10 protein-coding genes are annotated in these 13,374 nt (G+C 40.0%); 6 read left to right on the plus strand and 4 right to left on the minus strand.

What is annotated here, in order from left to right:
* Positions 1-203: 203 nt before the first annotated feature.
* A complete protein-coding gene (locus Q8P68_05200; GenBank protein ID MDP4008558.1) occupies positions 204-935 on the plus strand; it encodes a hypothetical protein in 732 nt (243 codons plus the stop codon).
* Positions 936-961: 26 nt separating this feature from the next.
* Here Q8P68_05200 and Q8P68_05205 read toward each other — a convergent pair whose 3' ends face one another.
* Genes Q8P68_05205 through Q8P68_05215 form a run of 3 tightly spaced genes read right to left on the minus strand, consistent with a single transcriptional unit; the run spans position 962 to position 6,384 of the window.
* The gene (locus tag Q8P68_05205; protein MDP4008559.1) at positions 962-3,034 is read right to left on the minus strand and encodes a transglycosylase domain-containing protein; all 2,073 of its coding nucleotides are present in this window, start codon (positions 3,032-3,034) and stop codon (positions 962-964) included.
* Between the two features lie 23 nt (positions 3,035-3,057).
* Positions 3,058-5,925, minus strand: a complete 2,868-nt coding sequence (locus Q8P68_05210; GenBank protein MDP4008560.1) for a DUF3307 domain-containing protein — start codon at positions 5,923-5,925, stop codon at positions 3,058-3,060.
* Positions 5,926-5,934: 9 nt separating this feature from the next.
* Positions 5,935-6,384, minus strand: a complete 450-nt coding sequence (locus Q8P68_05215) for a cyclic nucleotide-binding domain-containing protein (protein ID MDP4008561.1) — start codon at positions 6,382-6,384, stop codon at positions 5,935-5,937.
* A 140-nt stretch (positions 6,385-6,524) separates the two neighbouring features.
* Between Q8P68_05215 and Q8P68_05220 the strand changes: the two genes are divergently transcribed.
* The 3 genes from Q8P68_05220 to leuS all read left to right on the plus strand — a co-directional run bounded on the left by Q8P68_05220 (position 6,525) and on the right by leuS (position 11,065).
* Complete coding sequence (locus Q8P68_05220) at positions 6,525-6,695, plus strand: hypothetical protein (protein ID MDP4008562.1); 171 nt, start codon at positions 6,525-6,527, stop codon at positions 6,693-6,695.
* 670 nt (positions 6,696-7,365) lie between these two features.
* Entirely contained in the window at positions 7,366-8,448 is a 1,083-nt protein-coding gene (locus Q8P68_05225) for an HNH endonuclease signature motif containing protein (protein ID MDP4008563.1), read from the plus strand.
* Between the two features lie 130 nt (positions 8,449-8,578).
* Positions 8,579-11,065: a leucine--tRNA ligase gene (gene leuS / locus Q8P68_05230; protein ID MDP4008564.1), complete on the plus strand. Its 2,487-nt coding sequence runs from the start codon at positions 8,579-8,581 to the stop codon at positions 11,063-11,065.
* Here the strand turns inward: leuS and Q8P68_05235 are convergent, their stop codons facing one another.
* Entirely contained in the window at positions 11,066-12,208 is a 1,143-nt protein-coding gene (locus Q8P68_05235; GenBank protein ID MDP4008565.1) for a prepilin-type N-terminal cleavage/methylation domain-containing protein, read from the minus strand.
* A 105-nt stretch (positions 12,209-12,313) separates the two neighbouring features.
* On the opposite strand from Q8P68_05235, the gene Q8P68_05240 reads away from it, so the two are divergent.
* Both Q8P68_05240 and Q8P68_05245 read left to right on the plus strand, forming a co-directional pair.
* Positions 12,314-12,973: a hypothetical protein gene (locus tag Q8P68_05240; GenBank protein ID MDP4008566.1), complete on the plus strand. Its 660-nt coding sequence runs from the start codon at positions 12,314-12,316 to the stop codon at positions 12,971-12,973.
* Between the two features lie 191 nt (positions 12,974-13,164).
* Positions 13,165-13,374: hypothetical protein (locus Q8P68_05245; protein ID MDP4008567.1), on the plus strand; the 210-nt coding region annotated here is incomplete at its 3' end.

Here is a 13,374-nt window from a genome sequence, read left to right on the forward strand (position 1 = left end):
AGATAACGTACAAAATCTGTTCACGTGCACACTTTCACATAACCAAAATTCATTAAATTTGTTTTCGCACGTTTGGATTTTTTAGATTTCAGCATCTACATGCTCTCAAACATACTTTTGATTGCCCAATTTGTTTAAAGAGCCCACAAATATTTGACAATCAATTGTTGGAGGTTATAATTTGGTACTTTTTACCTTTTCATATGAAAATGAGATCAAATTTAGACTTTCCAATAGCGCCTGAGCGAATCGCACCAAAACGACCAAACGCCTCTAATAGAAAGCTCACTAATCTAGTATCTGCTTTTTCTGCATTGCTTTTGAGTGCTTGTACAGCTGTTGAAGTTGATTCAAAACCAAACGAGCATAATCAAGCTATGCAAACAAATACATCTAATTATATTGTAGATGAACATGTGATAAGTTTAACAACCACCTTTTCAGTAACAAAAGATGGTGCAGAGGCTGGTGAAATTGTAAAAAAAATCATTTCACTTACACCAACTTATACATATTCAAATAAAGATGGTGATTGCTTGGCTGTAGCAAGAAGAGCACTTATTTCGATTGGAAATGAAGTAGATGTAAAAGATTGTAGCGGTAAGGAATTGGCGGTTATTCATGAAAATATAATAAAAACTCTTTTTGGTGCTGGCATCAAAACATCGTATAGAATTAATGGGCCGGATGGCACAGAAATAGGTAGTTCAGTTGGCACTAAATTTATGGCGACTAGTTTTGACATAACAGATGCTAATGGAACGGCTGCTATGCATGCAAAAAGACCAATGATCAATTTTACTGGGGATACATGGAGAATTACTATTGAAGATACAGCTATCGATACTCGCGCCCTGATTTTATTGGTAGCATTTAAAACCGATGCGGATAATGAGCGCAAAAAAGAGGAGAAGGATATCAAAAATGAAAGATAATGATTTTGCAGGCTGAACGCTGTACTTCAGACGTTATTGTTTTGCTTTGATACGATATCTACTGTAATTGTCTCTGTGTCAGCCTCTGATTTGGCGGTGATGTTTATTTGACCGGAAGATTTTGGTGAGAATGTTGCGGAAGTGGACTCGGCGATGAAAGTGTCATCTATGTACCATTTTACGATTTCTGAGGCGTGGAGGGCGATGTTCATGTCATTTTTGAAGAGTAAAGTGTCGCCAGAGTGAGGAGAGAGGATGAGTGGTTCATTTATCATTAGGTTGATGTGGTCGGATGGTGTGTCATTCGGAAGTCCGAAGTAAATTGAGTCATTTAACCGGAAACTTTTTATTTGATCGAATGAAAATGGTATTTTCCGGTTATAGTCGGAGTCGATCATGAGAGTTACTGCATCATTCCAGATTCCGCCAGCGCCGGTTTGGCCGGAGATATCTGTCATAGGAAGGTTTTTTGCGTTGCCGACCCAAACTCCAACGACGAAGTCAGGAGTATAACCTACAGTCCAGCTATCATGGTATTCACGTGAAGTTCCTGTTTTAACTCCAACCATGTAGCCTTCTACTCGCAAATTCCCGGTGATACCAAATTGGTCTGATGCGGCGTCGCGATCTGTTGTTATGCGATTTACGAGTTGCACATATTTGGAGTCGAAAATTTGTTTGTCTTGCAAATAGCCTTCGTTCGCAAAAATTGAAAAATAATTTGTGAGTTGGAGTAGAGTCATTTCGAGTTGGCCGAGAGCGATGCCGTATTGATAATTTTCAAGTGGTTGTACGGGGATGAATTCCAGTCGGTCGGTTAAGAATTTGTAAAAGTCTTGAAGCCCGATAAATTCGAGCACCTTCACTGCAGGGACGTTTAAACTATTTGAAAGGCTTTCATGCAAAGTGACAATCCCGCGGTATTTGTAGTCGTAATTTTTTGGATAATGTGCGAACCCTGCGCCTGTTGTGAATTTGTATTCACGATCATCGACTAAGGAATATGGGCGAAGTTTTTTTTCAAAACCGAGCCCGTACAAAAATGGTTTTATAGTTGAACCGATTGGGCGATTTTGGACAGCCATATTTATCTGATATGCCGAACTCATTGAAGATGGATTTGGAGAACCAACGATCGCGACTAGTTCATGCTCAGGCTCTTTGAATATCACTACAGCCGCATGCTCGGCATTTGTGCCATAAAGTCGAATGAGTCTCGCTTGAATTATCGTGCGAATCTTTTCGTTAAGTTTTAAATCTATCGTCAGATGACAAATTTTCCCAACTGTAATTTTGTCACAAAGATTCATCGAGTTAACCTCAAATGCGGTTTTGGTTGTAATATAATTTTTGAAAGATTTTCTAAGTTTATCTTTTTCTTCTTCTGTGAATTTTTGAAACTCATGATCCGTAGATGTTAAATTCTTTGCAAGTTTTTCTTGAAGTGCGAATGCCTCAGCGACATTCGCATCCATAAACGGATTTGTATTTGATGGAGAGCTGATAGTTGCAAGGAGTTGAATAATTTGCGCTTCAGTTAAATTCCCCGGAGACACATTAAAATACAAATTACTTGCAAGTTTTATACCCTGTACTTGATTTCCAAAATAGATAGAATTCACATACATTTGTAAAATTTCTTCCTTGCTTGCGTGCAGCTCCAGTCCAAAAGAGTAGACCATCTCTTGCAGCTTATTTTTTATCGTACGATCGGATTCGTGATTGAGTAAAATCTTTACCAACTGCTGAGTGATAGTGCTGGAAGCAGTTGATTTCTCCGTGAACACAGCAAATATCGCACGCAACGTGCTCATGGGATTTACACCCGGATGAAGGTAAAAATATTTATCTTCCTTTGCAATCAAAAGCTTGGCTATTTTCGCAGGAATAACATCAGCGCTATACACGGCATAAAAACCATCTGCATTTGGCAAAATCTGAATTATTTCGCCGTTACGATCTTCGATCAAAGTTGATTCTCTAGATTCAAAAGCTACTAAAAGCTGGCTTGCAATCGGCAATGACAAGAGCCAAAAAAGACCAATCAAAATCAACAGCGATCCTATAATAACCGACAGAATCTTTACCCTTTTGATCATAATAAGTTTTAGTTCCGGAGTTGTTAAATTTGTAACTGAGCGATAAATTGTGCGCCGATTTCAGCTGTATATGTGTTCGCTCTCTCCGCCTGCACCGCCAAAATTCTAAAAATATTTTCTGCTATTGATGCTCTGGATTTTCCACGAGATGCATTAAACAACGCTCCGCGCTCCTCCAAAATACCCAACTTCTGCCCAAGCGCTACATATTGATAGAACCAATCGCTTTCATGTACGTCAACATATGTCGGCTGCTCCTGACCAAGTGTCAGCCCATAACTTTTAACCATCATCTTGAGTGCTTCGACTTTGTTTACCGTCTGCGCCGGCCTAAAACTTCCATCAGAATATCCATCAACCCAGCCTTGTGATTTCGCATAACAAACGTATCTTGCGAACCACTCTTCATTCACATCTGTGAAACAATTTCTATATCTGTTTTGATCCGGATCAATACCCTGCCCCCCTAGGAGGAGCTTAAGTAATTCTGCACGATTTACATCATTTTCCGGTTTAAACGTTCCGTCCTCGTACCCTTCGATAACCCCCTCTCCACTCAAATAAGTAATCGCCATATAAGACTTGTGAGTACCGCCAATATCCGAAAAAGCTCCCTGACTCATAACTGTGTCATTTACCGTCTGAGTCGGCGATGGTTGTGGCTCACCTTGAACATCCGGAAACCCACTCAATTGATTTAAAAATCCATATATGTCGAGACCTCTACCAAAACCACCTTTGTACTCAAGTGCTAAATTTGTATCCAAGAGGATTCCACTTTCGAGTAGTGCAGTTTTTAAATCTTCCATACCCTTCTTTGGAAAAGCACTTTTCGCCAGGGCCAAGGCTCCTGCAATCTGTGGAGTCGCAAAAGAAGTACCATATGCATATCCATATGTTTTTCCATCAGAAGAAAACTCGGCAACACTAGTAGAATAAACCGCTTCACCGTAAGCTGAGATATCTATACATTTACTTCCATAGTCAGAAAAAACCGAATTACTCAACTGCGAATTTATAGATGCAACACCAACTACCCAGTCACCACTTCCATCATTGCAAACAGGTGAAATAGGCGTTTTATCAAAATTGCGCCCATAGTACTTCTGAGCCTTGGACAGCTCTTGATTACCATTGCCGGCTGCAACAATTACAAAAACACCTCTGTCATGTGCATACTCCATAACCTGATCGTATGAAGGATCAAAAATCGGATTATTACCAAATCCGGTCAAACTCATATTTATGATATCTGCACCATTATCAACCGCATATCTAACTGCATTGTAAACTGCATTACCTGAGCAATTTTCCAATCCACATACGGTTAGCGGCATTATTTTGGCACCCGGAGCTATCCCGGCTATACCTATTTGATTATTAGCTTTTGCCGCAATCACTCCGGCAACCAAAGTCCCATGATCTCCCTTTGGACTTAAGTCCGTACCGTTATCTCGAAAATTATATCCATTCACATCATCAATATATCCATTATTATCGTTATCGATACCGTCTCCTTTTATCTCATCAATATTTTGCCATATTGCATGTTTAAGATCCGGATGAGACATATCCACCCCATCATCCAACAACGCAACAACGACACCAGCTCCTCGCGTCTCAAAAGCACTCCATGCTTTATCAACATTTGCATTGAATAAGTAAGTTTGCAAATGAGAGAATTCATCGTTTGAAAGCCCTGTGTGAGAATTAATATCAAAAACCACCTGACTTCCATTACTCCTTTTTATAGTCATTTTTGTCGTAGGATTTTTGAGCTCCGGAACTATGAATGTGATTTCCCCGGTTGTCCATGGCTGTACCTGTGAAACATATACGTCATCCAGTTTTAGAATTCCCATTGTGTTTCCAAAATAATATCCGGTAACGGTTACTGTCTGCCCGGCGGTAAGTGAAAAGATCTGATTCCCCCTATCGTCATACAATTTACCTATAGTTGGTAATACTGTTACAGTATCTCCCTTAGCATCTTCCGTATAGAGACCTGACCCATTTAATCTAACAATATGCGACTCACCCTGAGATGGCATACCCAAAACATTCATTGTAAATTTTATTTCAGTATCAGTCCAAGTCGTAATACTATCCTTGTTTATACAAAGCTTGCCCCAGCATACTTGAGAATATTGAGTCATTTCGTCTCCAAACCCATTTCCATTGATCGTCACGGTATCTCCAAATGAAAATTGTTTCGGCACAACACCGGTTATATTTGCATTTCTCGCATCAGACGTGGCATATTGAGAACTCGCCGCATTGACTGTAAATGGAGTAAAAATCATAAAAATCGCACTAACTATAAATCCTCGAATCATCATGTTTTTTATATTCGGACTAAATGCTTTGAGTTTTTTTTCTACATTTCTGTGCTTTTCATATTTTGTAATTTCCCATGTGTACGTAACGCAAATTAGCGATATCAAATAAAACACGAATTGTTTTGATAAATACATTTCTACCACCATCGACCCTCCGAATTCTACATTTGCAATAAATTGAAGTAACAACGTGAAAATCAAAATCACAGATACATGTGCGCATTGATCAATCACATAAAGTTTGAACGAATTTGCCGGAGTTTTTTTTTCAAGCTTTATTTTTTCCTGATCTATAAAAAAATGCACCACAACTATCCCGAGTATTCCAAGTAACGTATATAAGCCACCGCTCGACATAAATATATATGGTGATAACAATATACACGTCACCACAAAATGAATCGAAACATGAGCCAAGATCCCTTTGTTCTCGCGTTTTTTCCAAAGAAGTAGTTTTGCCGGCTGTAACAGGAAATCACCTATCAAATGTGCAAACAATAAGTATAAAAAAAGATGAAGGCCGTCACGAAATACTATTGAAAATGTTTCCATAATAACAAATTATTGATCATTCTTTCTTTGCTCAGCCTCAGCCCTAACAGCATTGACCTGAGCACGTAGGAAATATTGTTTACTTAGTGTATGTGCAATGTTTTCATTACTTGCAACGAGCTTAAAAAACTCTTCCTTTTTTAAAATAACTACTTCTGTGTCCTCCAGAGTCTCTACCGATGCCATCCGCGGCACATCATCAAACAACGCCATCTCTCCAAAGAAATTAAATGGACCAAAAACAGCTATGTCATTCGCATTATCATCAAAAATCCTCACCTTCCCACTCTTTACAATATATAGTGCATCCCCCGTATCACCTTTTGAAAAAATACAATAATTAGCCGGATAGTACATCATCGTTATCTTATCAATTATCTCTTTATGAGCCTCTTCGTTCAGGTCTTTGAACAGCGGAACTTTTTGTAATAGCGGGAGGATTGTATTGTAGTCGTTCATATAAATAACATTAAATGTTAATTTCACGCTGTAATTGTGCGGCAATTATAGCCTATCGAAGTGTCCAAATTGAATAGCATACCCTTTGACGATTGGCGGCTTTTATGGTAAAATTATCTTAGTAAGATATAATAAACTATATGCACGAATGGGATTTTACAACAAAGGTGACCGTATATGGCGTTGCTATAGTAATAGTTGTCTCCGCTCTGACTCTCCTAATATTTGGAGATAATACGTTGTCCGGAGAGGCTCTTCATGGTGACATACTTCATTCGAATTTTGTTATGCCACATGTGCCAGGGCATTAGTTTATAGCGTTCTTCCCTCCGAAAACTCAACTGTCTTTTTTCACCGGAAATGTTTTCATGAAACTCCCCATTACCCTCGCGCAAACTCACATGCATAAACCCATCCCTGCAATCTAACAAGGAAATATTGAAACGGCTTATACAAGCCCAGTTCGACCACTTTTTCCCCGGGGATTTTACCACCTTCCTTTCCCCGAGTGCCTTTCGCTCCTCGACTTTTTCCCTCAAGGATTTGTGACTTCCATTTGCCCCGGGATCTCCCGTTTTCCCCGAGGATTTCGCTTCCTTCCTTTCCCCGAGTGCCTTTCGCTCCTCGACTTTTTCCCTCAAGGATTTCGCTTTCCCTCCTATTTCCACCGAGTATATCTCGACCAAACACTACTTTTTTCCACGGGAAAAAAGTTTAAGTTGACAGGGGTTTTTACAAATTAAATATCTCACATATTTATCGCTATGATGCGGGAGGGGATTTTTTTGATAATTTTTGTGTCGCGCGCGCGTACGCGCGCGCCTGTACCCACCCGAACGCTCCATCGCTTTTATTTTTCTTTACACCTGTTCAGCCGCACTCGAAAATGTTGTAAAATAGCTTTCCTCTGCGGTTTTAGACTGGTTTTTGTTCGCAAAAAATGTTAGTATTTGTTTCCAATATTTCCTAAATATAAAAAATATGAATAATCAAAAATCAGGCGAGCTCAGAGCGAAAAATGATCTTCATAAATCAAACGAAATTGTGAGAAAGAACGATTTTTCGGCCACGAAAGAGCTTCATAAAAAATTTATTTCCCTTGGCAATCAACGAAATAAAATTACTCACGAACTTATCCTTCTGATTCCCGAGATCTATAAAAAAGAGATTTATAAATCTTATGGTTGCGCGAATATTTACGAATACGCCGCGCGATTTGGCGGTGGACTCTCCGCCGGAGTCGTGGATAAAGTTATAAAAGTTGAAAAAAAATTAAGTGAAGTCAGTTGTCAAAATTTGTTTGAAACCGTGAGAGAGCAAGGAGTTCACAAAGTCGCGATGGTGGCTTGCTTTGCGACAAAAGAAAACGAGAAAGAGTTGATAAAAGTGGTCGAAAACCTGCCAAAGGCGGCGGTTCAGGAGTATTCGAGGGAAATGCGAGGTAAAATCTCACGCGCACCGATGAAAATTGAGCTCGACGGCGTGATGCGATATCAACTTGAAAAAATGAAACAAAAAATGAAGGTGCAATCTAACAAGGAAATATTGAAACGGCTTATACAAGCCCAGTTCGACCACTTTTTCCCCGGGGAAAATTTTGAAGAGGTGGAGGATGACGGGGAAATTGCGGAGGTTGTGAGCAGTGGGGCTGAGGCGGTGGATCGTGGAGCGGAGACGGTGGACGGTGGGGCTGAGGCGATGGGTTGTGGAGCGGAGCTTGTGGTGATGGATGGAGCGGTGGTGAATTGTTGGGATGTGGTTGCGGATGAGGTGGTGAATCGTGAGGCAAAGGCGGTGAAGAAATCTAAAAAAATCACTCGTTACATCCCAAAACAAAAAAGAACAGAAACCCTCACAAAAACAGGTGGCAGGTGCAGCAGTCCGAATTGCGAAAGGCCGGCAACGGAGTTTCATCACGAAAATGGCTATGCGAAGACCAAATCTCACGACAATCTCATAGCGCTGTGCAAGCTTCATCATAAGATTATACATGCGGGAATATATCGCGAGCCTACAAAAACAGATCTGCTTTATTTGGAACACAGGAAACTGGCACTTGAGTAGATTGGGTTGTGGGTGAGGGCTTGTGGTGAGGGATTTTTTTCCAGTGGGGTTTTGATAGCTCATCTTTCAATTGCCATACAGGTCAATGTTTTGTTAAAGTTAAACTCGAATTTAATTAACAAAACACAAAGTGGAAAATCAGCAGTACGACCATATTCATACAGAAAAAAAATGGAGGAAAAATTGGGAATCACGCGATGCATTCAAAGCGGATGATATGAACAATGGAGGTGATCCAAAGGATGAACGGCCAAAGCACTATATCCTCGACATGTTTCCCTACCCATCCGGAGCCGGTCTTCATGTGGGACATCCGGAAGGATACACAGCTACAGACATCATAAGTCGATACAAAAGAATGCAAGGATACAATGTGCTCCATCCTATGGGTTGGGATGCTTTTGGATTACCTGCAGAAAATTATGCAATCAAGACAAATGTTGCCCCTGAAAAATCAACTCGCGGAAATATAGAAAATTTCACACAACAAATAAAAGCCCTCGGATTTAGTTATGATTGGGAGCGAGAAATCGCAACCTGCGATCCAAGTTACTACAAATGGACGCAATGGTTTTTCTTGCTTCTTTACAAGAATGGGCTTGCGTACAAAAAAGAAGCGGCAGTTAACTGGTGCAATGACTGTATGACCGTACTCGCCAACGAACAAGTGATCGACGGCAAATGCGACAGATGCCAAAACGAAGTGATACAAAAACATTTGGCACAATGGTTTTTCCGCATTACGGATTTTATAGAGGATTATATAAATCCTACTACCGGCCGCGTTACACGCGGCCTCATCAGCGGACTCGATACTATCGACTGGCCCGACTCTACGAAAGTTGCACAACTAAATTGGATTGGGAAATCAGTTGGAGCAGAAGTTGAATTCAAAATTGCAAATTCGGCGGAAGCATTAACTATTTTTACAACCAGGCCAGATACACTTTTTGGCGCTACATTTATGGTTATCGCACCAGAACATCCACTTGCGGAAAAAATCACAACTGAGGCACAAAAAAAAGAAGTTGAAAAATATATCAAAGCCTCAAGTATGCGCACTCAACTAGAAAGACAAAGTGACACTACAAAAACAGGAGTCTTCACTGGAGCGTATGGTGTTAATCCAGTAAATGAAGCAAACATACCTATATATATAGCTGACTATGTTTTCATGGGATACGGAACCGGAGCTATCATGGCAGTACCAGCTCATGATGAACGGGATTTTGAATTTGCAAAGAAATATGAGATTGAAGTTAAGTGTATAATTCAACCAGATACAGAAGATAATGTAGAAGATATACTCAGCGGGAATACATGCTTCACTGGTGATGGTCTATTAATAGATTCTGAATTTTTAAATGGCCTGAATGTTGAAGACGCAAAAGCAAAAATGATCGAGTGGTTGGAGAGCGAAAAAGTCGGTACACGCAAAACAACATTCCGCCTCCGTGACTGGCTGATTTCTAGGCAAAGATATTGGGGAGCACCGATTCCGATTGTGTATGATGCGGAAAGAAAAGCTCATGTGGTGAAGGAAAAAGATCTTCCGATTATTTTGCCAACCGATGTGGATTACAAACCAAAGGGGACTTCTCCACTTGGAAGTTCAAAAGAATTTAAGACGCGAGCGAAAGATTTGTATGGTGAAGGATTTGAATTTGAGATTGATACCATGGATACTTTTGTTTGCTCAAGTTGGTATTTTTGGAGATTTATGGATCCAAAAAATGAAAAACTTTTTGCAGGAAGTAAAGCTTTGAAAAAATGGGGACAAGTAGACCTATATGTAGGTGGAGCTGAACACACTGTGCTGCATCTGCTTTATGCAAGATTCTTCTGTAAAGTTTTACATAAACTTGGATACATCGATTATGATGAGCCATTTTACAAACTTCGACATCAAGGAATGATCCTTGGAGAAGATGGTGAGAAAATGAGTAAATCAAAGGGGAATGTTATCAATCCAAATGAAATTGTTGAAAAATACGGAGCTGACACTCTACGCATGTACGAAATGTTCATGGGACCATTCAAAGATATGAAACCATGGAATACAAATGGAGTAGTCGGAGTATATAGATTTGTTCAGAAGGTTTGGAAGCTGTCGATTGGCGTAAAAAAAGATGGCTTTGCTATGAATGATAAATGTGAAATATCGCGCCACAAAACAATTCAAAAAGTAACCGGCGATACGGAAGAATTTAAATTCAATACTGCAGTAAGTCAGATGATGATTTATGTAAATGAACTTACGATGCATGGTGCTACTCACGAAGACATGAAAGCATTGCTTCTCGTTCTTGGGATTTATGCGCCACATATGTGTGCGGAGCTCTGGGGAAAACTAGGATTTGAAAAAGAATTCGGACATCTCGATACCCAAAAGTGGCCGGATTTTGATGAAGCACTTTGCGTCGATAGTGAGATCGAATTTGCAATCCAAGTTAACGGGAAACTACGTGGAACTTTCACCGCATCAAAAGATATTTCAAAAGAAGATGCTATAAAAACAGCCAAAGAAGTCGAGAATGTTGCAAAATTCCTAGAAGAAGGCGAGATCGTAAAAGAAATCTATATCCCGGGGAAATTGATTAGTTTTGTAGTGAAATAACTACTCCCCTCCGGAATAGCTCATGATTTCATCGTGTACTCCCGTTGAAACAGTGGTTTGGAGGGTTATTGACCTTTGCGAGACCGGGAGCTGATCTATTCGTGGATCATTGATTGTCACAGTCATTACAATCGTAACGTATGGCTGTATTATTTGTGGGAATTCATCGTAAGCTTTGTGAGGATCTTCTATAGGTGCGATATAAAAACGAAGATCTGTTATGTTTAAATTGTATGGGGAAATAGGTGCGAAATCTTTGTATAAAGTATCATACGTGTCATCGTCATTCAAATCTTTAAGTTGCCCCGATGTGACGCTTGGCAGAGATCCTGTAGGATCCTGGCAGATGAAGCCATCGGCACACATCCATGTGTCACGCACGCCATCATTGTTTGTGTCAGAGCCTGTCATTCTCAACATTGAAACCACATTGCTCGCACCAAATTGCTCAAGGGTAAAAATCGTCTTCGTAAGTCCATCTCCACTCATGAGAAATAACTTATCTACTTCATGTGCAGCCGTTGCACTTGTTGGGCAGGGGGCTTGAGAATATACGAACATCTCACTTGTACTGTCGCAAACTGCAGACGCTTGAGTTGCCGCAGTGGACATCGAACTGGTGTACGGATTTGTACCTGTTGCATAATCTTCTGTGTCTTCAAGTGAAGGAAGCTGCCCTGCTGGAGGATTACAGCTGAGCTGATCTAACCTTGCAACGAAAGCTGGATTCGACCCATACTGGCAATATGTACCAATATCATTCGCCCCTACTCCTTGGGCCAATAAGTCAGCTAAATTTGAGCCCTGAGTTGAGAGAGAATTTGCCACCATACCCGGATTGTAAAAACGCATAGCATAACTGGAATAATGTGAGCCAAGATTCCATGGTGTAGACGTCCCAACTTCACCATTTAACACGTAATAATTATAATATTCAGGATAATCGATTGTACTGTTTTGAATTTCACGAGCTATGCGCTCAAGCGTGGATTTAGATTCAAATTGCAAAACGTTCGTCAATTCTATGTAGGTATTGAGGCGTGTGATATTGAAGAAAATTCGAAGACTCATCGAAATCACCATCATAAGTATGGATGATGCAATTAGGAGTTCTATCAAGGTAAACGCTTTTTTGTATTTCATGCTGTTTTTATTTTGGCGAGCTTACGTCTTTTTGATTATACACACATTTAATGTATTTTTGAAAATCGATTTATGATAATATCTTGCCTGAACCCTAATTTGCTCATGTTTTCAAAATTCACCAACAAAAGAGCGGAAACAATTCTCGAGGTAACCATTGCACTTTTTATCATAGGTGTTGGGATTACCGTGTCGAGTATGGTACTCAACCGTTCTTTGAACGTGACTGCACAAAACAAGTTATGGCTTGAAGGAGTTTATTTTGCAAAAGAAGGACTCGAAGGTGTGCGCAATTTGAGTGATACAAATTTACTGCGATATTCTGACCCTGGATGTTGGAAAACTATAGAAACGGCAGATGTGTGCGATCCTACTACTCCTAATGGCAGTCCAATGATGGCAAATAGTGAGGAAACGAATTTTTATTCAATGTTCTTTGATTATGTCGACTTCACTTGGAGTTTGGTTGAGGCGAATTCTGCAAATGATTGGGAGGATAATGCAATTATCGCTCGCCTACCAAATGAATATTCTATTTTTAAAAAATATCTAGGGCCAAGCGAAACTCTACCTATATATATAGGACAAACCACTGGAGCGGAAAATACGTTTTTTTATAGGAGGATACATGTGGAGTCTATAACATTAGATGTTGACCAAGATGATAGTGATGAAGTTCTGATGGTTACAAGTGAAGTGAAATGGCCATACAGAAATAAGGTGTTTCACTATGAGACAAGTACAGAGCTAAATCAGACGCAATAGGTCTTGCGATATTTGGAGCTTGTGGCTTCGCATCGGCGTTTTTCGGTTTGTTGTCACAGTCGTGACAACAAATTTTGGGCGTTTTTTTGGCTTAGGTGACCTGCAAATGAAATTGCATAAAAAAACATGTTGTATTCTTGATAAGAAAGTTTCAACATGGTGGCGATGTTAAGCATATAACCCTCTCTCGTATGCAGACACGAAAGTTTTTGATCTCGGCGATTTTACCACTCTCTATAGTGATTGTTCTTTCATGGGCGATGATAGATGCTTTGTTGATGACAAAACCACGAGTCGCATACGCGGCAACTATACCTATTTCCAGGATGACTACCGATAGCATACTCGAGGAAGCAAATGATTTAAATCATGGGAATATCGAAAAAATCAAATTTCTAAAC

The sequence above is a fragment of the Candidatus Peregrinibacteria bacterium genome (assembly GCA_030700255.1).
In the GTDB taxonomy this organism is placed as follows: Bacteria; Patescibacteriota; Gracilibacteria; order UBA1369; family JABINC01; genus JABINC01.

Coding starts and splice junctions, on each gene's coding strand:
- Q8P68_05235 (MDP4008565.1), bottom strand. CDS start 12,208: ATGAAATACAAAAAAGCGTTTACCTTGATAGAACTCCTAATTGCATCA.
- Q8P68_05215 (MDP4008561.1), bottom strand. CDS start 6,384: ATGAACGACTACAATACAATCCTCCCGCTATTACAAAAAGTTCCGCTG.
- Q8P68_05210 (MDP4008560.1), bottom strand. CDS start 5,925: ATGGAAACATTTTCAATAGTATTTCGTGACGGCCTTCATCTTTTTTTA.
- Q8P68_05205 (MDP4008559.1), bottom strand. CDS start 3,034: ATGATCAAAAGGGTAAAGATTCTGTCGGTTATTATAGGATCGCTGTTG.
- Q8P68_05220 (MDP4008562.1), top strand. CDS start 6,525: ATGCACGAATGGGATTTTACAACAAAGGTGACCGTATATGGCGTTGCT.
- Q8P68_05200 (MDP4008558.1), top strand. CDS start 204: ATGAAAATGAGATCAAATTTAGACTTTCCAATAGCGCCTGAGCGAATC.
- Q8P68_05225 (MDP4008563.1), top strand. CDS start 7,366: ATGAATAATCAAAAATCAGGCGAGCTCAGAGCGAAAAATGATCTTCAT.
- Q8P68_05240 (MDP4008566.1), top strand. CDS start 12,314: ATGTTTTCAAAATTCACCAACAAAAGAGCGGAAACAATTCTCGAGGTA.